This is a genomic window from Streptococcus infantis, from assembly GCF_047463275.1.
GTDB lineage: Bacteria > Bacillota > Bacilli > Lactobacillales > Streptococcaceae > Streptococcus > Streptococcus infantis_AF.
In genome coordinates this window covers 47,047-68,367 of record NZ_JASHEE010000005.1, presented here as the reverse complement: position 1 = coordinate 68,367, position 21,321 = coordinate 47,047, and the positions used below count along the sequence as shown (strand labels likewise).

General features: G+C 39.0%; 19 protein-coding genes. 13 read left to right on the top strand and 6 right to left on the bottom strand.

What is annotated here, in order from left to right; translation table 11 throughout:
- The first annotated feature begins 71 nt into the window (after nucleotides 1-71).
- The 8 genes from QM923_RS08140 to QM923_RS08105 all read left to right on the top strand — a co-directional run bounded on the left by QM923_RS08140 (nucleotide 72) and on the right by QM923_RS08105 (nucleotide 10,085).
- Nucleotides 72-941, top strand: a complete 870-nt coding sequence (locus QM923_RS08140) for an ROK family protein (protein WP_414291495.1) — start codon at nucleotides 72-74, stop codon at nucleotides 939-941.
- Nucleotides 935-2,815 carry a beta-N-acetylhexosaminidase gene (locus QM923_RS08135; RefSeq protein WP_414291494.1) on the top strand — a complete coding sequence of 627 codons (1,881 nt, stop codon included), beginning with the start codon at nucleotides 935-937 and terminating at the stop codon, nucleotides 2,813-2,815. The genes QM923_RS08140 and QM923_RS08135 overlap by 7 nt, the downstream gene beginning before the upstream one ends.
- Nucleotides 2,816-3,033: 218 nt before the next feature.
- Nucleotides 3,034-4,149, top strand: coding sequence for a DUF4767 domain-containing protein (locus tag QM923_RS08130; RefSeq protein ID WP_414291493.1), 1,116 nt, complete (start codon nucleotides 3,034-3,036; stop codon nucleotides 4,147-4,149).
- 213 nt (nucleotides 4,150-4,362) lie between these two features.
- Nucleotides 4,363-5,292 carry an ABC transporter permease gene (locus tag QM923_RS08125; RefSeq protein WP_414291492.1) on the top strand — a complete coding sequence of 310 codons (930 nt, stop codon included), beginning with the start codon at nucleotides 4,363-4,365 and terminating at the stop codon, nucleotides 5,290-5,292.
- Nucleotides 5,293-5,305: 13 nt separating this feature from the next.
- Nucleotides 5,306-6,226, top strand: coding sequence for a carbohydrate ABC transporter permease (locus QM923_RS08120; RefSeq protein WP_414271868.1), 921 nt, complete (start codon nucleotides 5,306-5,308; stop codon nucleotides 6,224-6,226).
- 104 nt (nucleotides 6,227-6,330) lie between these two features.
- Nucleotides 6,331-7,821: an ABC transporter substrate-binding protein gene (locus QM923_RS08115; RefSeq protein WP_414291491.1), complete on the top strand. Its 1,491-nt coding sequence runs from the start codon at nucleotides 6,331-6,333 to the stop codon at nucleotides 7,819-7,821.
- A gap of 293 nt (nucleotides 7,822-8,114) precedes the next feature.
- Nucleotides 8,115-9,101 (top strand): oxygen-dependent tRNA uridine(34) hydroxylase TrhO, encoded by a 987-nt coding sequence (gene trhO / locus QM923_RS08110; protein WP_254804309.1) that lies wholly within the window; start codon nucleotides 8,115-8,117, stop codon nucleotides 9,099-9,101.
- A gap of 123 nt (nucleotides 9,102-9,224) precedes the next feature.
- Complete coding sequence (locus QM923_RS08105) at nucleotides 9,225-10,085, top strand: DUF4299 family protein (RefSeq protein WP_414291490.1); 861 nt, start codon at nucleotides 9,225-9,227, stop codon at nucleotides 10,083-10,085.
- A gap of 105 nt (nucleotides 10,086-10,190) precedes the next feature.
- Here the strand turns inward: QM923_RS08105 and QM923_RS08100 are convergent, their stop codons facing one another.
- From QM923_RS08100 to QM923_RS08075, 6 genes are all read right to left on the bottom strand, one after another.
- Nucleotides 10,191-11,195: a DUF6574 domain-containing protein gene (locus tag QM923_RS08100; RefSeq protein WP_414291489.1), complete on the bottom strand. Its 1,005-nt coding sequence runs from the start codon at nucleotides 11,193-11,195 to the stop codon at nucleotides 10,191-10,193.
- Nucleotides 11,196-11,225: 30 nt separating this feature from the next.
- On the bottom strand, nucleotides 11,226-12,173 hold the full coding sequence (locus tag QM923_RS08095) for a DUF4097 family beta strand repeat-containing protein (RefSeq protein ID WP_414291488.1): 948 nt from the start codon (nucleotides 12,171-12,173) through the stop codon (nucleotides 11,226-11,228).
- Entirely contained in the window at nucleotides 12,166-12,759 is a 594-nt protein-coding gene (locus QM923_RS08090) for a DUF1700 domain-containing protein (protein WP_414291487.1), read from the bottom strand. The genes QM923_RS08095 and QM923_RS08090 overlap by 8 nt, the downstream gene beginning before the upstream one ends.
- The gene (locus QM923_RS08085; RefSeq protein WP_000273853.1) at nucleotides 12,746-13,072 is read right to left on the bottom strand and encodes a PadR family transcriptional regulator; all 327 of its coding nucleotides are present in this window, start codon (nucleotides 13,070-13,072) and stop codon (nucleotides 12,746-12,748) included. The genes QM923_RS08090 and QM923_RS08085 overlap by 14 nt, the downstream gene beginning before the upstream one ends.
- Nucleotides 13,073-13,266: 194 nt before the next feature.
- Complete coding sequence (locus QM923_RS08080; protein ID WP_414291486.1) at nucleotides 13,267-15,249, bottom strand: retron Ec67 family RNA-directed DNA polymerase/endonuclease; 1,983 nt, start codon at nucleotides 15,247-15,249, stop codon at nucleotides 13,267-13,269.
- A gap of 293 nt (nucleotides 15,250-15,542) precedes the next feature.
- Nucleotides 15,543-16,709, bottom strand: a complete 1,167-nt coding sequence (locus QM923_RS08075) for a CynX/NimT family MFS transporter (RefSeq protein ID WP_414291485.1) — start codon at nucleotides 16,707-16,709, stop codon at nucleotides 15,543-15,545.
- Between the two features lie 219 nt (nucleotides 16,710-16,928).
- On the opposite strand from QM923_RS08075, the gene QM923_RS08070 reads away from it, so the two are divergent.
- From QM923_RS08070 to QM923_RS08050, 5 genes are all read left to right on the top strand, one after another.
- A complete protein-coding gene (locus QM923_RS08070; protein WP_414291484.1) occupies nucleotides 16,929-17,759 on the top strand; it encodes a glycosyltransferase in 831 nt (276 codons plus the stop codon).
- A gap of 77 nt (nucleotides 17,760-17,836) precedes the next feature.
- Nucleotides 17,837-19,687, top strand: a complete 1,851-nt coding sequence (locus QM923_RS08065; RefSeq protein ID WP_414291483.1) for a polysaccharide biosynthesis protein — start codon at nucleotides 17,837-17,839, stop codon at nucleotides 19,685-19,687.
- Between the two features lie 159 nt (nucleotides 19,688-19,846).
- The gene (locus QM923_RS08060) at nucleotides 19,847-20,206 is read left to right on the top strand and encodes a DUF805 domain-containing protein (protein WP_414291482.1); all 360 of its coding nucleotides are present in this window, start codon (nucleotides 19,847-19,849) and stop codon (nucleotides 20,204-20,206) included.
- 151 nt (nucleotides 20,207-20,357) lie between these two features.
- Complete coding sequence (locus tag QM923_RS08055) at nucleotides 20,358-20,822, top strand: DUF805 domain-containing protein (RefSeq protein WP_414291481.1); 465 nt, start codon at nucleotides 20,358-20,360, stop codon at nucleotides 20,820-20,822.
- Between the two features lie 74 nt (nucleotides 20,823-20,896).
- Nucleotides 20,897-21,301, top strand: coding sequence for a DUF805 domain-containing protein (locus QM923_RS08050; protein WP_414291480.1), 405 nt, complete (start codon nucleotides 20,897-20,899; stop codon nucleotides 21,299-21,301).
- Nucleotides 21,302-21,321 lie beyond the last annotated feature (20 nt).

Below are 21,321 nucleotides of genomic sequence, written 5' to 3'. Positions count from 1 at the left end.
ACATAAAAAGAAAGGAGGAGCGAAAAAGTAAGAACCAACTGCTGATTCGCTCCTTTTTGCAGGTGAAAGCAATGACCATTGCAACAATTGATATCGGAGGGACTGGCATTAAGTTTGCTAGTCTAACTCCTGATGGAAAGATTTTAGATAAGACCAGCACCCCAACTCCAGAAACTCTAGAAGATTTATTGGCTTGGTTGGACCAACGCTTGTCAGAACAGGACTATCGTGGGATTGCCATGAGTGTGCCAGGTGCAGTCAATCAAGAAACAGGAGTGATTGAGGGGATTAGTGCTATTCCTTACATCCATGGTTTTTCATGGTATGAGACCCTTGCTCATCACCAACTCCCTGTCCATCTAGAAAATGATGCCAACTGTGTTGGACTTAGTGAACTGCTAGCTCATCCTGAGATTGAAAATGCAGCCTGTGTCGTTATTGGTACAGGGATCGGTGGAGCCATGATTATCAATGGCAAAATTCACCGTGGTCGCCATGGCTTGGGTGGAGAGTTTGGTTACATGACAACTATTGAACCAGCAGAAAAACTCAACAACTGGTCACTATTAGCTTCTACAGGAAGCATGGTTCGCTATGTCATCGAAAAATCTGGTCAAACCGATTGGGATGGCCGAAAGGTTTACCAAGAGGCTGCAACAGGCAATGCCCTTTGTCAAGAAGCCATTGAGCGGATGAATCGTAATCTAGCTCAAGGACTACTCAATATTCAGTACCTGATCGACCCAGATGTCATCAGCCTAGGTGGCTCTATCAGTCAGAACCCAGATTTTATCGAAGGGGTGCAAAAAGCAGTAGATGCTTTTGTCGAAAATTATGAAGAATATACAATTGCTCCAGTGATTCAAGCTTGCACCTATCAGGCAGATGCCAATCTCTACGGTGCCCTTGTCAACTGGTTACAGGAGGAAAACCAATGGTAAATTTTACCGGAATTAGCAGTAAACAACAGCAAGCTATAGACTTACTTCAAAAGCACATTTCTCTACCAGATGTAGAAGTGGCAGTCGCTCAGTCTGACCAAGCTTCTATCTCTATCAAGGGTGAGGGCGGAGAATATCAATTGACTTATCGCAAACCTCACCAACTCTATCGCGCCTTGTCTGTTCTCGCAACAGCTTTAGAAGAAGGTGATAAGGTGGAGATTGAGGAGCAAGCGGCTTATGAAGATTTAGCCTACATGGCAGACTGTTCCCGAAATGCAGTGTTAAATGTTGCATCTGCCAAGCAGATGATTGAACTTCTAGCTCTGATGGGTTATTCAACCTTTGAGCTCTACATGGAAGACACCTATCAGATTGAAGGGCAACCTTATTTTGGTTATTTCCGCGGGGCTTATTCAGCTGAGGAATTACAGGAAATCGAAGCCTATGCCCAGCAGTTTGACATGACTTTTGTTCCTTGTATCCAGACCTTGGCCCACTTATCAGCCTTTGTCAAATGGGGTGTCAAGGAAGTCCAGCAACTTCGTGATGTAGAGGACATTCTCCTCATCGGCGAAGAAAAAGTTTACGACCTAATCGACGGTATGTTTGCTACTCTGTCTAAACTGCAGACACGCAAGGTTAATATCGGCATGGACGAAGCCCACTTGGTTGGTTTGGGACGCTACCTCATCTTAAACGGTGTTGTGGACCGTAGCCTCCTCATGTGTCAACATTTGGAGCGCGTGCTGGATATTGCAGATAAGTATGGTTTCCACTGCCAAATGTGGAGCGATATGTTCTTCAAACTCATGTCAGCAGATGGCCAGTACGACCGTGATGTGGAAATTCCAGAGGAAACACGAGTTTTTCTTGACCGCCTTAAAGACCGTGTGACCTTGGTTTACTGGGATTATTATCAGGATAGCGAAGAAAAATACAACCGTAACTTCGGTAATCACCACAAGATTAGCCAGGATATCGCCTTTGCAGGTGGTGCTTGGAAATGGATTGGTTTTACACCACACAACCAATTTAGCCGCTTAGTAGCTATTGAAGCCAATAAAGCCTGCCGTGCCAACCAGATTAGGGAAGTCATCGTGACTGGCTGGGCAGATAATGGTGGAGAAACAGCCCAGTTCTCTATTCTGCCAAGCTTACAGATCTGGGCGGAACTCAGCTACCGCAATGATTTAGAACGTCTATCTGCCCATTTCAAGACCAATACAGGTCTATCCGTTGAGGACTTTATGCAGCTGGATCTAGCCAACCTATTGCCAGACCTACCAGGTAATATACATGGTATCAACCCCAACCGCTATACCTTTTATCAGGATGTTCTCTGCCCAATTCTTGACAAGCACATGACACCTGAACAGGACAAGCCTCACTTTGCCCAGGCAGCTGAGACTCTTTCTGACATTACAGAAAAAGCTGGAGTCTACGCTTATCTTTTCGAAACTCAGGCTCAGTTGAATGCTATTTTAAGTAGTAAAGTCGATGTAGGCCGACGCATTCGTCAAGCCTATCAAGCAGGTGATAAAGAGAGCTTGCAACAAATCGCTAGGGAAGAATTACCAAAATTAAGAAGCCAGATTGAAACCTTCCACAAGCTCTTTAGTCAGCAATGGTTGAAAGAAAACAAGGTCTTTGGCTTGGATACAGTAGATATCCGTATGGGTGGGCTCTTGCAACGCATCAAGCGAGCAGAAAGCCGTATCGAGACTTATTTGGCTGGTCAAATTGACTGCATCGAAGAATTAGAAGTCGAAATTCTTCCATTTACTGACTTTTACGCAGACAAGGACTTCGCAGCAACGACAGCCAACCAGTGGCATACTATTGCGACAGCATCCACTATTTATACGACCTAGAAATTTATCACAGATATCCAAACATCTCCTTTTAAATACATGGAGATGTTTTTTGATTTGGAGGTTGGGAAGGAGTATAATGAAGGTATAATACTCTTCTAAAATCAAATTCAAACCACGTCAGCTTCGCCTTGCCGTACTCAAGTACAGCCTGCGGCTCGCTTCCTAGTTTGCTCTTTGATTTTCATTGAGTATAAGGATAGTTTGGAGGTTTGACTATGAAAAATCTACTACTAGTCCTAGGTGCGAGTGTGCTAGTTTTATCTGCTTGCCACAAGGCGACAGAAGATAGCGTAACTAGTCAGTCAACATCAAGGGAGCAACAAACCAAGGAAGTAACCAACTATTTTCACTACCTAGCGGATTCCTATCAAAAGGCTCTTGCATACGAAAAAGAAGCCAAGGATACAACTGTTCAATCTCCCATGTCTGCCACCGTTGTAGCTATGGAAGAACTCCAGTTATCTAATCCGACTGACCAAGCTTTGATTATGAAGAACTACTCGGATTTTCAGAAGCTAATCCAATACAATACCGAAAAGTGGCAGGAAGAATTTGCAAGCTGGGCTGCTTCTATGGGACAGTCCTATCATAGACTGGAGCATAGAAACTTTGACGAAAAAAATGAACTCATCAAAAAAATAGAAACAACAACTGTTTCTAAGAAAAGAGTCCGATGGAATATTTTCGGGGTGTCCAGTGACAATGCCTATGATTACTTGGTTTTGGATGCCTACTATGACGATCAAGCCAGACATTTCTACCTATTTACTCTCAAGGATGGGCAAGCACAGGTCTTGTATGCCGATAAGACACTAGAAACTATCAGTGCTGCGAATTTTGAAGAGACTGAAAACGCAGATTTAGCGCAAGGTTTTAAGGAATTTCTCTTAAAAACAAGCGTAGCTACAGAGAATGAGCCAGATACAGACTATAGTGCTCTAACAGATAAGATAAAAATTGCCATGGAGTCCTATTCAGATAGTAAAGGTGAAAGATTTAAGTCTACTAACCTAGCAACATATGGTCGTTATTATGGACTTGCAGTTCCGGATCAGATGATGCAATTTGGACAAGTGGATGGAGAGAGCTATACTTTTAAATGGTATGGGTATATTGCAGGCTCAGGTTCTGGTCAGTTTGAAATCCTAGCTTGCTATGTGAATGAAGCAGAGACAGAGGTGATTCTCTTTGGCTACAAGGATGGTAATCCTACTCTTTTACACACCGAAGGAAGACCAGAGATTGATAAAAATGAATCAGGGGCTATCATAAATGCCCAGGTTCATTTTGTCGAGTTTCATCACCCAATATTGGAACAAGTTTTCAATTAGTAAAGCGGAAATACACTTATCGTATGCAAAGCGTTTCCCATGAAACCTATTCTTATATAAAAAAAGTTCTCCACATAAAATAATTTGTGGAGTTTTTTCTATAATTTGTAGTTTAAACTGTCCTAAAAATAAGAGTATACTATTTTTGTAAACGTTATCAAGTCTAAAAATTGTGAGATTATCAAGTTTTAGAAAATAAAAAGGGAGGAAATTATGAACAAGTTTTCAAAAACTTTGAGAGATAATTGGATTTTTCTCTTAATGGTTTTACCAGGGACACTATGGTTGATTTTATTCTTCTACATCCCAGTATTTGGAAATGTGGTTGCCTTCAAAGACTACCATATGACTGGTGAAGGATTCGTCCACAGTATTATAAATAGTAAATGGGTCGGACTAGATAACTTTAAATTCTTGTTTAGTTCGAAAGATGCCTTTGTCATCACTCGAAACACAGTACTTTACAACCTTGGATTTATCTTTATCGGTTTGGTTGTGTCAGTTGGTATCGCCATTATCCTTAGTGAACTTCGCTCTAAGCAAATGGTTAAAATCTACCAAACATCTATGTTGTTCCCTTACTTCCTATCTTGGGTTATCATCAGTTTCTTTACAGATGCTTTCCTAAACATCGATAAAGGGCTTATCAACCACACCTTAGAAGCTCTTGGAATGAAGGGTATTAACTTCTACGCTGATGTAAGCATCTGGCCTTACCTTCTCCTCTTCCTAGGTATCTGGAAAGGCTTTGGATATAGTAGTGTAATGTACTACGCAACTATCATGGGTATTGACCCAACTTACTACGAAGCAGCGACAGTGGATGGTGCTAGCAAATGGCAACGTATCCGTAACGTAACCATCCCTCAGTTGACACCGCTTGTGACAGTATTGACCATCCTTGCAGTCGGAAACATCTTCCGTGCAGACTTCGGTCTTTTCTACCAAATCCCCCACAACGCTGGTCAGCTCTATAGTGTAACAAACGTTTTGGACGTTTATGTCTTTAACGGATTGACTCAGACAGCAGATATCGGAATGGCGTCAGCAGCCGGTCTCTATCAGTCAGTCGTCGGTTTGATTCTCGTTATCCTATCAAACTTACTTGCAAGACGTGTTGATCCTAACTCAGCACTATTCTAGAAAGGAGGAGCATATGGCAAAAAAAATTCAAAAAGAAAAAATTGATAATGTTGGCATACACTCCTTCAGCAAAAAGGCAGATATCTTCTTTAGTATCATATCTGGTTTGCTGGCCTTCTCTTGTATCTTGCCTTTCATCTTTGTAATCATTATCTCAATTACAGATGAGAAGAGTATCGTTCAATATGGATATAGCTTCTTCCCATCACAATTTGGTTTAGATGGTTTTGAGTTCTTGGCTCAGTTCAAGGACAAGATTCTACAAGCGCTCTTTATCTCAACCTTTGTGACAGTGGTTGGTACATTAACAAACGTATTCATCACCACAACCTACGCTTATGCCATCTCACGTTCAACGTTTAAGTATCGCAAATTCTTTACAGTTTTCGCTCTTCTTAGTATGTTGTTCAATGCTGGTTTGGTACCAGGCTATATCGTGGTAACTCAATTGCTTCACCTTGGTGATACTATTTGGGCCTTGATTGTTCCGATGCTTCTATCACCTTTCAACATCATGTTGATGCGTTCCTTCTTCAAGAAGACCATCCCAGAAGCAATCCTCGAATCAGCTCGTATCGACGGGGCTAGTGAGGCTCGGATCTTCTTCCAAATCTGTTTACCACTTTCTCTTCCAGGGATTGCGACTATCACACTTTTGACAGCACTTGGATTCTGGAACGACTGGTTCAATGCCCTACTTTACATCAAGAGTGATAACTTGTATCCATTGCAATATTTGCTGATGCAAATTCAAAACAACATGGATTACATTGCTAAGTCAGTTGGGATGTCAGGACAACTTGCTGTTGCCTTACCAAAAGAAACAGGTCGTATGGCCATGGTCGTTGTTGCGACTGTTCCGATTGCGATTCTCTATCCATTCTTCCAACGCTACTTTGTAAAAGGTTTAACTATCGGTGGTGTTAAAGAATAAGAGACACTGAGAAACAAGTTTTCTCTACCCTATCTAACTTTTCTTGTGAAAAGTAGATCACTAAAATTGTTTTAAATTTAAAAATAAAAAAAGGAGTTTTTATCATGAAAAACTGGAAAAAATATGCTTTTACTTCAGCTAGCCTTCTAGCTTTGGCTGCTGGACTTGCAGCTTGTGGTAACCTTAAAGGAAACAACCAAAAAGCTGCTGAATCATCATCGTCATCAGGTGATAAGACTGTTATCAAAATGTACCAAATCGGTGACAAACCAGATAACTTGGATGAGTTGCTAGAAAATGCTAACAAAATCATCGGAGAAAAAGTTGGTGCTAAATTGGATATCCAATACCTTGGTTGGGGTGACTACGGCAAGAAAATGTCAGTTATCACTTCATCAGGTGAAAACTATGATATCGCCTTTGCAGATAACTATGTCGTAAACGCTCAAAAAGGTGCTTATGCTGACTTGACAGAATTGTACAAGAAAGAAGGAGCTGACCTTTACAAAGCACTTGACCCAGCTTACATCAAAGGTAACACTATAAACGGTAAGATTTATTCTGTTCCAGTTGCAGCCAACGTTGCATCTTCACAAAACTTTGCTTTCAACGGCCCACTTCTTGAAAAATATGGAATCGATATCTCAGGTGTAACTTCATACGAAACACTTGAACCAGTATTGAAACAAATCAAAGAAAAAGCTCCAGATGTAATGCCATTCGCTGTTGGTAAAAACTTTATCCCATCAGAAAACTTTGACTACCCAGTTGCAAATGGTCTTCCATTCGTTATCGACCTTGAAGGCGACACTACTAAGATCGTAAACCGTTACGAAGTTCCTCGTTTCGTAGAACACTTGAAGACTCTTCACAAATACTATGAAGCAGGATACATTCCAAAAGACGTAGCAACAAGCGAAACTTCATATGACCTTACTCAAGATACTTGGCTTGTTCGTGAAGAAACAGTAGGACCAGCTGACTACGGTAGCAGCTTGCTTTCTCGTGTTGCTAACAGAGATATCCAAATCAAACCATTTACTAACTTCATCAAGAAAAACCAAACAACTCAAGTTGCTAACTTTGTAATCTCAAACAACTCTAAGAACAAAGAAAAAGCAATGGAAGTGTTAAACCTCTTGAACACTAACCCAGAACTCTTGAACGGTCTTGTTTACGGTCCAGAAGGCAAGAACTGGGAAAAAGTTGCAGGTAAAGAAAACCGTGTTAAAGTCCTTGATGGATACAAAGGAAACACTCACATGTCAGGATGGAACACTGGTAACAACTGGATCCTTTACATCAACGAAAACGTTACAGATGAGCAAATTGCACAATCTAAGAAAGACTTGGAAACTGCAAAAGAATCTCCAGCGCTTGGATTCATCTTCAACACTGACAACGTGAAATCTGAAATCTCAGCTATCACTAACACTATGCAACAATTCGATACAGCTATCAACACTGGTACTGTAGACCCAGAAAAAGCTATTCCAGAATTGATGGAAAAACTTAAATCTGAAGGTGCTTACCAAAAAGTATTGGATGAAATGCAAAAACAATACGACGAATTCTTGAAAAACAAAAAATCATAAGAATAATTGATTTCGTGTATTCATTCCTAAAAGATGCGATCACTGCCTTGTCTGGAGTTTTCCAGACGGGGTGGTGATTCTTTTTTGGATCATGATAGGTATTTTAGTCAAGACAGGCCATGGATATCTTTTTGTTAAGTTTTCTTCATCGAATATTTAATTAAAACGAGATCTGAAAATGGGTCTTGTTTTTTATTTTTCGGTCAAATAAATTGCATTCGCTTTCTTGGGAGAGTATACTGGTATAGTTGAATGAAAAATTCTGATAATTTAATCTTAGAAAAGAGAAGCACATGTCAAAAGATATTCGAGTTTTACTTTACTATAAATATGTTCCCATCGAAAACGCGGAACAATTTGCTGCAGACCACTTGGCTTTCTGTAAGTCTATTGGCCTCAAGGGGCGTATCTTAGTGGCTGACGAAGGAATCAACGGAACCGTTTCTGGTGACTACGAAACAACGCAAAAATACATGGACTACGTTCACAGCCTTCCAGGTATGGAAGACCTCTGGTTCAAGATTGATGAAGAAAGTGAGCAAGCCTTCAAGAAGATGTTTGTTCGCTACAAAAAAGAAATCGTTCACCTTGGTTTAGAGGATGATAACTTTGACAATGACATCAATCCTCTTGAAACAACAGGAGCTTACTTGTCACCAAAAGAATTTAAAGAAGCCCTCCTAGATGAAGATACAGTAGTCCTTGATACTCGTAATGACTATGAGTACGACCTTGGGCACTTCCGTGGGGCTATCCGTCCTGACATCCGCAATTTCCGTGAATTACCACAATGGGTTCGTGATAACAAGGAAAAATTCATGGATAAACGTGTCGTTGTTTACTGTACAGGTGGAGTCCGCTGTGAGAAATTCTCAGGTTGGATGGTACGTGAAGGCTACAAAGATGTCGGTCAATTGCATGGAGGAATTGCGACTTATGGGAAAGATCCAGAAGTTCAAGGGGAACTTTGGGATGGAAAAATGTACGTCTTTGACGAACGTATTGCAGTTGATGTCAACCATGTCAATCCAACCATTGTAGGGAAAGATTGGTTTGATGGAACACCATGTGAACGCTATGTCAACTGTGGAAATCCATTCTGTAACCGCCGTATCTTGGCATCAGAAGACAACGAAGACAAATATCTTCGTGGTTGCTCGCACGAGTGCCGTGTTCACCCACGTAATCGCTATGTTTTAGAACATGAATTGACACAAGATCAAGTCATCGAGCGTTTAGCAGCAATTGGTGAGAGCCTAGACCATTCTGAAGTTGTATAATAAACATTAACAGTCCTAAAGGGCTGTTTTTCTATGCTTTTGACTAAAAAATCTTAAATTTGTTTCTGCATCTTTCAGGAAAATGGTGTATACTATATGTAAACGATTTCAAAGGAGACCATTATGGTGAAGACATTTTTTATTCCAAATAAACAAAGTATTTTAGGACAACAGGAGATTCTTACAGCTAAATCAATTTTAGGCTTAGTAGAAGGCCTAGAGTCGCATAGTTATGATGCTGTTTACCTCCGTCAACCTCTCAATCGTCTTGAGTATATCGAGTGTGCTGTTGTGGGAAAATCTCAGTTTCTCTTTAAAGTTCGCTACCTTGACTCTCAAAACGGCTATCAAGTAATTATTCCTGACTTGATTACAAGAGCTGACTGGGAGATAGTAGAAGAGCTCTTGCGGGCTTTGTCTAGCAAGGTTGGTGAAGCAGTTGAAGGCTTGGCAGACTTTGATTTGGAAAACTATTTCCAAGAAACGGTTAAGAACTATCTGGCTGATAAGGCTGCTCGTTTAGGTTTCTGCCAGGGTATTCTATCACCTGTCTACTTTGATAAGAAAGATTTGGAAAGTTTCTTAGAAGAAGATGGCTTGGCACGTTTTGAAGAGTTGGTCAAGAAAGTTCAAGGGTCTGATGCCTATCCTTCCAGTGCTAAATTCTATCCAGATGGTGAAGGTAAGGTTCATGGGGTCTACCACCTAGCTCTGGGAGTAAAAACCATTTTGCCAAAAGAACCGGTGATTCCTGCTCCTTACGTTGAGCAATTGGTAGGCAAGGAACTTGTTTGGGAGATTGATTTGGTAAAAATCTCTGGGGATGGCTCAAAACCAGAAGACTATGAAGCGGTAGCTAGATTAGATTACAAAGCCTTCTTAGAAGCTCTTCCAAAAGAACTTTATCAGGATTTAGATGCTAACCAAGTAGAAGTAGGTCCTGTTTCAGGGGAAGATTTTGATAACTTAGTAAAAGGTAACTAGAGGCATAAATAAAAGATATTGGTTTTAAATAATGTGAAAAGGCAGATCGTTTGATCTGCTTTTTGTGTACACAAAAAAATCCTGTCAGAGTGACAGGATTTTATCTTACATAAAAGCAAGGATTCGAAGATAGTCGAAAACAAGTGCCATTTCTGCTAGGAAGAAGAGAAATAGGACACCACCGTTGACTAGGAAAGCTAAGAGAAGGCGATAGAAGGGATCGGTTTGACTATCCTTGCTAGGTCTTGAGATGATGTAGAGATTGGCCAAGAGAGTCAGACCAATGCTAATCAAGCAAAGCAATACTGCAAATCGTAGACCATTAAAAAGAGCGAAGAAACTAGCAATACCTGTCAAGAGAACTGGGATAGCCAAGAGTCTGCTATGTGCTTGAAAGGCTCTTTCTAATGTCCAATCACTGTCCTGGTCGACAAAACGTTTGACTACAAATCCACCCATGAGGATTGAAAAGTAGAACAAACTTGTCGCTACTAGGATGGAGAAGACCGAGAAGAGATTGAGAGATGGGAATTGTTCCATGAAGTGAGCATCGATGCTTGCCATACGACCATAGTAGCCTTGTTTGGCGTGATAAACTACAAAGAGAAAACTTGTAGCAGAAAAGATAGTTAGTAGTGCAAAGGCGTTATAACTATGTTTTTTATCTGAACCAATGCTTGCTGTTGGCTCTTTGAGAGCACCTTGTAACCAGACCCAAAAATCAGCCAATTCTTCTTTGAAGATTGCAGTTTTTGTAGGGACAAGATCTGGGACAAATGGACTTTCCAAAGATTTGCTAGGCTGAGCTGCTTCCTTAACTGGTTTTTCTGCTTGGTCTGTCTTTGTTGCCAGTTCTTCTTGTTCTTCAGTCTCTACAGGTTCTTCTGACTTGTCTGTCTTTGCAACGATTTCTTCGTGTTCGTCACTCTCTACTTTCTCTAGGTCAGCTTCTTGTTCTTCAGGATTGGCTTGAAGGCTTTCTTCAACCACTGGCAATTCTTCTTTTTCTTTTAACTCTTCTTGGGGAATGACTGGGTCAGATGGGTTATCTTTTTTCTCATTGTTGGCTGTTTTCTCGAAATCAGCACTTTCGAACCATTCTTGAGTCATGATAAGACCTCCTTTTTGATTAGTAACTTTTTATTCATGATGTCTATAAGAAGGCGAGCGAACATCCTCTTTTGGTAGATTGATGTCTTGACCAGCTTTTGCGACAAGTAAATCTTGTGTATCTTTTTTCTCTGATTTGTAAGGATTAGAGAACTCTTCATCTTCCTTGTTTTCCTCGTTTGGATTATATCCTTCCCGACTACGATGATAGATGGAACCATGGTCAGAAGAAAGTTCTACATTAATTCTCTCAAGTTCTTTTTTAGCTAGCTTGATGACCATATCTTTTTTTGACTCTAGCTCTACCTTACCATGTACTTGAATATCCTCAGCAGAGATATGTTCATGGTCTGCTTGGATGCGACTATCTGTTAGACTGGTTTCAAATACATTGACAATTCCAGTTGTGATCAGTTGGCTATTTTTGATCTCGCTATCAGTGATACGAAGAAGATAGCCATTTGACAGAATCTTGGCATTGCTGAGTTTTGCATTGGCAATTGAAAGGATACGATGGTTTACCTGGGCAGTTAGATTTTTTAATTCTTTTCCTCTTGGTAATGAGAGAACAACTTCATCATTGCGGCTAGAAATTCCGCTTGCGATAAAGAGGATACCTTGGATACTAGAACCTACAGAGCGACGTGTAGTTGACTTGGTATCAGTTATTTCAAGACTTTTCTCTTTGATAGAGTGTTGAAGATTTTCTTTTTCAGAGATGGTCGGGTGATACTGAAGGTGAATCTTATCATCGTTTGACTCCGTAATGACGAGCGAATGTTGTGTTAGTGAGATGTTAAGATTTTCGATATCTTGATCGAAAACGAGTTCGTCCATTCGGCTTTCAAATACTGGATTTTGAGACATTGCAAGGAGGCTTCTGACACCATCGGTTTGGATGCCGATGATGATCATGGCAAAACCGATGATACTAGTAACAACACCAAAGATAAGAAATCCTTTTGTTAATTTACGCATGACTTTCACCTCTCTTTCCTCTATTAAGAATCCACTGAATAAGTCGAAGGATTAGTATTCCAAAGAAACGGGTCACATAGGACGTTGCCAACAGAACTAAAGATGAAGCTCCAATAGCTAGCAAACCTCCACCAAAAATCAGCATAAAAGCAGATGTAGATTCAGCCAGAACGTAGAAGCTTTCAAATAGGAGGACAGCTCCGAGAACCATTCCAGCTGCCGATACAGCAAAGAAGGCTAAAAGTACACTGACCGCAGCGATAAAAATCCCGATGATAGCCATGAGAAGACCAATTCCGACTGGAATCCCAATAGGTGCAGCCAGAAGTGCGAGGATTGCGATTTGTAAAACTTGTCGGTTGTTCTTATTGGAATTTTCTTCGTTGATTTTTTTATCAAGAAGTGTAGTCAGGATGTCATGGGCAGCCTCTTTTGGACTACCGAGGCTAGCCATTAGCTCCTCTTCACCTTCTGGACCAGCATCATCAAAGAGTTCTTTGAAGTAGTCCATGGCTTCGATGCGATCAGATTGAGGCAGCTTCATCAGATAGGCTTCAAGCTGATTCAAATATTCAGTTCTTGTCATGGCGAATGCTCCCTTCTATGATGCCGTTGATAGTGTCAGTGTAGAGTGTCCATTCTTCTCGAAGGACAAAGAGTTGCTCCTCTCCGATTTCTGTCAAAGAGTAGTATTTGCGCATCCGACCTTGGTATTCGCGAGAGTATGTAGTCAGATAGCGGTTGGTATCCAGTTTTTTCAAGATGGGGTAGAGGGTGGATTCCTTGATTTTGGCAATGAGTTTAATGGTTTGGCTAATCTCATAACCATAGGAATCCCCTTGTTCTAGGATGGCCAGGATGAGAAATTCAATCAAGGCCGATGATGTTGGAAAATACATGGGGCACCTCCTTTTTTAGTATGTAAAAATTTTATATATAATTATTCTACACATACATCATACATCTAAATGTAAGCCTTGTCAAGCAATATGTGTAAAATTTTTATATATAAAAATCTCCTAGTAAAAACTAGAAGATTGGAGGAAATAGTGTAACATCAGTTGTATCACATAAAACTATATTTAAAGATAAGTTAGAATAATGATTTATAATCTAGGATATTATCTCTTATGCCGTCTAGCAAAGGAATGAACTCAGTAAAATCGAATTTCGTATAATTCTTTAGAACATGCTTTGAAAGAATTTCTTTTCCGTAATGATAAGGTCCTCCGTCTTTATGAAATTTTTTTCCTTTTAAAGTAGGTGCCGAATTTTTAGATAATAATAAGTCTTCAATATCAGATGAATTGCCGTCATGCATATTATACATTAAAGGAGTTGCCATTATATATAAACTTCTTTTCTTAGTGATTTTAGAAAAAGATCTCCCTCTGATTTGATCTAAATTGTTGTTATTAATTTCTAAATCTTTAGCATGGTTTACAAATTTAAAAAGTGGATTTCCAGATGGTTCATTATCAAATAAAAATATAGTAGGATTTTTAGGTTCTTTTGATGTTAAATTAGAAAAATACTCCATATAATTAGGGAATAGTTCCTTATAGACATCCTTACCGTCGTCTTTTGTAGGGAAACGTTGCTTAAAAAAATTTGCGGGTATTTGATTAGAAAAATAATTATACCAATATTTAAATCCTTCTCCTCCTTCAGGAATATTAAATAGATATTCTACCGTATTACTATGATTTAGAAATTCAATTTTAAATCTAAACTTATTTCCATCTTTTTCAATAAGTTCTGGATAATCCTGATATAGATTTTTTAAAGCTGCTTTAATATATATAGGATCTGTCTTTCCTTCTGTAACAATCATGGGTTTGTCATTTCCGAAAAAGTATCTATAAAACAAAAATTTTTTATATTCTTTTTCTTTGGAATTAAATAAACTCATATAAACTTCTTTTTCATTTTCTGAGATACTGTAGAACTCATTAGGTAAATTATATGTATTATGTTTTTTATTATAGAATAATTCTTTTCGTAAGTCTTTATTATAAAAAATATACTTCCAATAATATTTTGAGTCAGATTTCTTTGATGAATTACTTTTTAATAAATATTTTTGTGAATCCAGATTATTTTGTATTAATGATTTTTTATAGAGTAGGTAATTATTGTATTGATCTATTTGAAAAATAAAAGCAAAACGTCCTGTTAGTTGACTGAGCGTTCCTGGTTTTTTATCTATTTCAAAAACTCCATCTTTATATAATTTAAAAGCCATTGCTCGAGTATTCTTTATATATTCTCTTTTTACATTTATTTTTTTGTTTACAACTAACCCAGTAACTTCTTGACGTTGCATGTTGTTGCTCAATCGTGTTTTTTTAGGATTAATTTCAAAACCAGATGAGACAATCACCTCTTCTAATTCAGTTAAAAAGTTTTCTAACTCATTACTCGCTCTTAATTTATTGGAGTTTAATTCACGATTAGTCGAAAAAGTCATATCATCGGCATATCTGGAATATGTAAAACGATATTTTTTTGCAATTTTGACAATTCGATAGTCTAGAATTCTAGTGATTAAATTTGTAATGATTGGAGAAGATGGGGCCCCTTGTGGTAACTTACCTTGATAACATGCAATTTGTGCAATTACAGTAGCAATTTCTGGTGAAACAGCAAAATCTCTATCTTTTATAAAGAAGCCTCTTACTCTTCCGAAATTAAAAGAATCAAAAAAATTTTTCAAGTCAATGTTAAGAATGTATTTTTTATTTCGATGCATCTGAGAGTTAGTAATAATACTTTTTCCTTTTTCAAATGCATGGGACAAAACAGGTGTCTTAAAGTTTTTATCTTTAAATTTAGATTCGATGCTCTCAAGGTAACATTCCCATAAAACATTAGCCAGTTTTTTCTGTAGGAACTTCAACTCTTTTTTGGGGGCATGTATAACTCTTTCTCCTCCATTCTTTTTAGGGATAGGGAAAGTGTTATATAAGTTATCAGTTTGTATATTGTACAATAAATAATTGATGTATCTAGCACTTTTCAAACCGAGGAGTTTAGCAAAGTCATCTTTTGTCTGTAGTTGATTGAATTTAGTCATCATTTTTCCTATAAAAAAAGCGTATGATAACTCTTACGCGAACGAGATTGTTAGTATAAAGAAACCTTAAGCTAATAAAACTATGTGAAGCCAAACATTCTTATAACATTGATGTTAATACTTGCGAACACACAAGTCAAAAATCTAATCATACGCAGTTGTATTATATCAAAAAATAACCTATTAATCTAGTTTTAAACTGTATTAGTTTAAAACTTTTTGAAATCACCCAAAAAAGCCAGACAGATGTCTAGCTTGAAAAGTGAGTTTATTGTAGTAAATTCTAAAGTTTTTTAAAGGATTTTATCCGCTCGATCCACCATAAAGAGGGCGATTGTCATGATGATATCAATTACTAGAAGAATCAGTACCGCTGGAACCCAAGACTGGAACATGTTAAAACTGTAACCAAAGAGAGTTGGTCCAAAGGCCGCTAGAATGTAACCACCGGTCTGGGCAAGTCCAGATAATTGAGCCGTCTTTTCAGGAGAGCTGGTTTTGATGGAGAAGCAAACCATGAGATAAGGGAAAAGAGCGCTACAGGCAGTACCAATCAAGAGATGGGCAACCAACCAATACAAGAAACTGTTGCTCGGGTATAGAATCATGGCAATTCCTAACATACCAGCCAGAGAGATGATTGTTAACATGATTTGACGGTGACGATTTGACAAACGCGTCGTTAAACTTGGAATGGTCATGGAGAAGGGAATGCTAATTAGTGAAAAGATAGAAGCCAGAAGTCCGGCATCTGTATGAGCTAGCCCTGCACTGATGGCCATGGTTGGTAACCAGGTCATGCTGGTATAGAAGAGTAGGGACTGAAGTCCACCGAAGACAATAATAGCCCAAACTTGCTTGCTTTTTAGGATATTCTCTTTTTCTTTTTTCTCTTCATGCCCTTCTAGGAAATGATTGTGGCCATGGTTGGGGAACCAGACCAATAAGGTTAGCAGGCAGACCATGGACAGGCAGAGAATCAGCCCCTTCCAAGATGTTGCCTGAGTAATGGGTACAGAGAGGTAGGAAGCTAGTGCTGTCGCGATTCCCATAGTCGTCACATAAACCGTTGTCAGGAAGCTAATCTTTTGTGGGTAGTTTGCTTGAATCATACTAGGAAGAAGTACGTTAAAAATAGCGACACTTGCTCCGATGAGTAAGGTTCCCAGATAGAGAAGGGGAAGATTGAAGATACGAATCACTGAACCGACGGTTAAGACGAGGAGACTATAGGTGAAAAGATGCTCGAGGCCAATCTTTTGAGCCAAACGCGTCGCAAAAGAGGAGAAAAGAGCAAACATCAAGAGAGGAAGGCTGGTCAAAACCCCAAGTGAACTGACCTCAACTCCTAAACCTTGAGCAATATCTCCCAAAACAGTTGGTAAGGCCGTAAAAGGAGCTCTTAAGACCGCTCCGATTAAGATAATTCCTAGAATAAAAAAGAGTGATCGTTTTTTCATGTGAACCTCAATAAACTGATTTTGATAACAGCTTATTTTAAGGCTTTTTCCAATAGATGTCAAGATGGTGTGAGAAAATCCGCTCCTTAGTTGAGCGAAATCATGGGGAAAAAAGAAGGATAGATTTACTAGTTTTTTTCTGGAATTCAAATAAAAATAGGAAAGTCTGAAAATTTGTGATAAAATAGTGAAAGAAAATCTATACATTGGAGAACTACTGTGTCTGAAAATCGTAAATTTAGCATCCTGATGTCAGTCTATGTTAAAGAAAATCCAGTCTTTCTAGAAGAGGCAGTAGAGAGTATCATACATCAAACGCTCAAACCTAGCGAAGTGGTCATCGTCGAAGATGGTCCGCTGACACCTGAACTGTATCAAGTTTTGGAGAAATTGGAAGCACAGTCAAGTATTCCAATCAAACGTTGCCCACTTGAGCAAAATCGCGGCTTAGGTTTAGCGCTTCAGTACGGTGTCTTACAGTGCCAATATGACGTCATTGCTCGTATGGATACAGATGATATTGCTGTTGAAGACCGTTTCGAACAGCAGTTCGAATTGATGGAAAAAGAAAACTTGGACCTACTAGGTGGTCATATCGCAGAGTTTATCGACCAACCTGACGAGATTGTGTCTTACCGTCGTGTACCGACTAAGCATGAGGATATCATTGCCTACCAACGTATGAGAAGTGCCTTTAATCATATGACTGTTATGTTCAAAAAAGAAATGGTGCTCAAGGCTGGTAACTACGAGGATGGCCTTTATATGGAAGATGATCTTCTCTGGCTCAATATGATTAGTGCAGGAGCTCGAACTGGAAATGTGGATCAAATTCTATGTAAGGTGCGCGTGGGAGCGGGGATGTTTGAACGCCGTGGAGGTCTTCGCTATCTCAAACTCTATCGCCAAGCACGTCAAAGAATGCACGCTCGTGGACAGATTTCTTATGGCGAATATCTGAAAAGTGTTTTAATCCAAGTTGTCGTTGCCCTATGTCCAGGATTTGTGCGACAGTTTATATTTTTGAAACTTCTAAGAAAAAGCAAGTAATTGAAGCTAATTAGATTTTAAAAATTTATCTGAAGATTACTAGAAAATGTGATTCTGTGTAGGAGGATACCATTCACATGAATAAAAAAATGACAGATTATGTAATTGATCTGGTTGAAGTATTAAATAAACAACAAAAACAAGTATTCTGGGGATTTTTTGACATCACCAGTATGGTTTTATCAATCATTGTTTCCTATATTCTATTTTATGGCTTGATTAATCCAGCCCCGGTAGACTATGTCATTTATACAGGTCTAACCTTCCTTTTCTACCAATTGATGATTGGATTCTGGGGGCTTAATGCTAGTATTAGTCGATATAGCAAAATAACAGATTTCATGAAGATTTTCTTCGGAGTAACTATCAGTAGTGTCTTATCTTATGTGATCTGCTATGCTTTCTTGCCGCTCTTTTCTATCCGCTTTATCGTACTCTTTATCCTATTAACTACCTTCTTGATTCTACTTCCTCGTATCACTTGGCAGTTGATTTACTCAAGACGTAAAAAGGGAAATGGAGATGGAGAACACCGTCGTACCTTCTTGATTGGTGCTGGTGATGGTGGCGCGCTCTTTATGAACAGCTACCAACATCCTACTAGTGACCTTGAACTAGTTGGGATTTTGGATAATGATGAAAAGAAAAAAGGACAAAAACTTGGGAAAATCCCAGTTTTGGGTTCTTATGATGATCTACCAGAATTGGCTAAACGCTACAGGGTTGAAAAAGTTATCGTTGCGATTCCGTCTCTAGATCCATCTGAATATGAACGAATTCTGCAAATGTGTAACCGTATCGGTGTAAAATGCTTTAAGATGCCGATGATTGAGTCAGTTGTGCAAGGTCTCCAGCCTCAAGCAGGTGGTTTCCAGAAAATTGATATCACGGACCTGTTGGGACGTAAGGAGATTCAGCTCGATGAATCACGCCTGGGTTCTGAAATCACTGGCAAAACAATCTTGGTGACTGGAGCCGGAGGTTCAATTGGTTCAGAAATCTGCCGTCAAGTCAGTCGATTCAATCCTGAACGTGTCATTTTGCTCGGTCATGGAGAAAACTCTATTTATCTGATTTACCATGAATTAATTCGTAAATTCCAGGAAATTGATTTTGTTCCTGTCATTGCCGATATTCAAGATTACGATCGTTTGCTTCAAGTTTTTGAACAGTACGAACCAGCGATTGTTTACCATGCTGCAGCTCATAAACATGTTCCTATGATGGAGCGTAATCCAAAAGAAGCCTTTAAGAATAATATCCTTGGGACTTATAATGTTGCTAGAGCAGTTGACGCCGCACGAGTTCCAAAAATGGTTATGATTTCGACAGATAAGGCCGTTAATCCACCAAACGTAATGGGAGCAACTAAACGTGTTGCTGAGTTGATTGTCACTGGATTTAATCAACGTAGTCAATCTACTTATTGTGCGGTTCGCTTCGGTAACGTACTAGGTAGCCGTGGTAGTGTAATTCCTGTCTTTGAACGTCAGATCGCTGAAGGTGGGCCTGTAACGGTGACAGACTTCCGAATGACTCGTTACTTTATGACCATTCCAGAAGCTAGTCGTTTGGTGATTCATGCAGGAGCTTATGCCAAGGATGGGGAAGTCTTTATCCTTGATATGGGTAAACCTGTACGCATTTACGATTTGGCTAAGAAAATGGTTCTACTCAGTGGTCATACTGAAAATGAAATTCCAATCGTAGAAGTAGGTATTCGCCCAGGTGAAAAACTATATGAAGAGTTGCTTGTATCAACTGAATTAGTGGACAATCAAGTAATGGACAAGATTTTTGTTGGTAAAGTAAATGTGATGCCTCTTGAGATGATCAATCAGAAGATTGAAGAGTTCCGTACCTTGCAAGGTGCTGAATTGAAGAGAGCTATTATCAGCTTTGCTAACGAAACAACTCATGTTGATTAAAAATAGATGAGATATTATCTGCGACTTCTGTTTATGAGAAAGAGTAGATAGTATCTTTTTTTCTAGATTTCGAGAGACTTTCAGCGTTTTTTGAACAAACTTGTTATTATTGAACAGATATGATAAACTATAGTAAATAAAAAAATTAGGGAGTAACTTATGATTAACGCATATAAAAGTTTCTTTAAAGGTTATGTAGATTTTGAAGGCCGTTCAACACGTTCAGAGTATTGGTGGGTTTGGTTAACAAACATACTACTTCTTATCCCTCTTTATTCAGCATACTTTAATGCTATATTTAGCGAAGGAAGCGAGGGTGCTTTTCTTGCCTTGGGTGGTCTTTCTATTATCTACATGATTTTTGGTCTGGCACTTTTCTTGCCTTGGCTTGCGTTGACAGTTCGTCGTCTCCGTGACGCTGGTTTCCATTGGGCACTCATTTTCGTTGGCTTTATCCCAATGATTGGAGGATTTGCTTTACTAGTCTTGTTAGCTATGCCGACAAAGGAAACATTATAAGTTCAACTATCTGAAGAATACTACAAGGACGAAGAATTTTCAGGCTTGTCGAATAATTTGCTAACACTCCCAGGTCTTTTACTAGATTTGGGAGTGTTCTATAACTGTACAGTTTAGTCTCTACCGATAAAATAAAAGTTGGGAGTATCATATGATTAACGCGTATAAGAATTTTTTTAAGAATTATGCAGAGTTCACTGGTCGTTCGACGCGCTCGGATTACTGGTGGGTTTGGTTAGGAAACTTTATCCTTTCTATTCCTTTCTGGATTATCTATTTCTACACTGTATTTCTTAGTATCGTGATGGATTCAATAGACGATTCAGTGAGCGAATCTACTTTTATGGTTTTGGGTTTAGTTGTCATTATTTATGCAATTTTCTACCTAGCTATCTTAGTACCGACTTTAGCTTTATCAGTTCGTCGTTTGCGTGATGCCGGATTCCACTGGGCCTTTATCTTCCTTCGCTTCGCCCCTATGGGAGAGATTGCCCTTTTGATTTTACATGCTATGCCGACAAAAGAAACTGAAGTGGTAAACTATAGTGAATCTCAAGCAGTCAAAAATGAAGAAGCCATCGAAGATACACCATTCGAAGAATCAGATAAGAACTAAGAGATTTTTGTTTTACGGTTGAATCTTGTCTGGTAGTTCTCATGTCTTGTTTAACATATAATTAGGAGTATCCTATGATTAACGCTTATAAAAATTTCTTTAAAGGGTTTTTAGATTTCACAGGCCGTTCAACGCGTCCGGATTTTTGGTGGGTTTGGTTGATGAATAATGTTTTTTGTATCCCACTTTATATTATCTATTTTCAAATGATTTTGAATGACGGAAAAGAAGTAGACCCAATTTCAGGCGTAGCCATCTTAAGTCTTTATATCATTTTGTTTATGGTGTTATTTATTCCTAGCCTAGCTCTAAGAGTCCGTCGTTTACGCGACGCTGGCTTTCATTGGGCTTTCATTTTTTTTGAATTGATTCCATTGCTAGCTATCTTAAGTGGTTTTATCTTTCTTCCTGTGCTTTCGCTAGAAGGTGTTACCCTGTTAATCCTACTTGCAATGCCAAGCAAGGAAGTGTCTGGCTAATAAATGGCAGACCGAAGTAA

Excerpts from the sequence above, each read along its gene's own strand:
- QM923_RS08140 (WP_414291495.1), top strand. The coding sequence starts at position 72 with ATGACCATTGCAACAATTGATATCGGAGGGACTGGCATTAAGTTTGCT.
- QM923_RS08135 (WP_414291494.1), top strand. The coding sequence starts at position 935 with ATGGTAAATTTTACCGGAATTAGCAGTAAACAACAGCAAGCTATAGAC.
- QM923_RS08130 (WP_414291493.1), top strand. The coding sequence starts at position 3,034 with ATGAAAAATCTACTACTAGTCCTAGGTGCGAGTGTGCTAGTTTTATCT.
- QM923_RS08125 (WP_414291492.1), top strand. The coding sequence starts at position 4,363 with ATGAACAAGTTTTCAAAAACTTTGAGAGATAATTGGATTTTTCTCTTA.
- QM923_RS08120 (WP_414271868.1), top strand. The coding sequence starts at position 5,306 with ATGGCAAAAAAAATTCAAAAAGAAAAAATTGATAATGTTGGCATACAC.
- QM923_RS08115 (WP_414291491.1), top strand. The coding sequence starts at position 6,331 with ATGAAAAACTGGAAAAAATATGCTTTTACTTCAGCTAGCCTTCTAGCT.
- trhO (WP_254804309.1), top strand. The coding sequence starts at position 8,115 with ATGTCAAAAGATATTCGAGTTTTACTTTACTATAAATATGTTCCCATC.
- QM923_RS08105 (WP_414291490.1), top strand. The coding sequence starts at position 9,225 with ATGGTGAAGACATTTTTTATTCCAAATAAACAAAGTATTTTAGGACAA.
- QM923_RS08100 (WP_414291489.1), bottom strand. The coding sequence starts at position 11,195 with ATGACTCAAGAATGGTTCGAAAGTGCTGATTTCGAGAAAACAGCCAAC.
- QM923_RS08095 (WP_414291488.1), bottom strand. The coding sequence starts at position 12,173 with ATGCGTAAATTAACAAAAGGATTTCTTATCTTTGGTGTTGTTACTAGT.
- QM923_RS08090 (WP_414291487.1), bottom strand. The coding sequence starts at position 12,759 with ATGACAAGAACTGAATATTTGAATCAGCTTGAAGCCTATCTGATGAAG.
- QM923_RS08085 (WP_000273853.1), bottom strand. The coding sequence starts at position 13,072 with ATGTATTTTCCAACATCATCGGCCTTGATTGAATTTCTCATCCTGGCC.
- QM923_RS08080 (WP_414291486.1), bottom strand. The coding sequence starts at position 15,249 with ATGACTAAATTCAATCAACTACAGACAAAAGATGACTTTGCTAAACTC.
- QM923_RS08075 (WP_414291485.1), bottom strand. The coding sequence starts at position 16,709 with ATGAAAAAACGATCACTCTTTTTTATTCTAGGAATTATCTTAATCGGA.
- QM923_RS08065 (WP_414291483.1), top strand. The coding sequence starts at position 17,837 with ATGAATAAAAAAATGACAGATTATGTAATTGATCTGGTTGAAGTATTA.
- QM923_RS08060 (WP_414291482.1), top strand. The coding sequence starts at position 19,847 with ATGATTAACGCATATAAAAGTTTCTTTAAAGGTTATGTAGATTTTGAA.
- QM923_RS08055 (WP_414291481.1), top strand. The coding sequence starts at position 20,358 with ATGATTAACGCGTATAAGAATTTTTTTAAGAATTATGCAGAGTTCACT.
- QM923_RS08050 (WP_414291480.1), top strand. The coding sequence starts at position 20,897 with ATGATTAACGCTTATAAAAATTTCTTTAAAGGGTTTTTAGATTTCACA.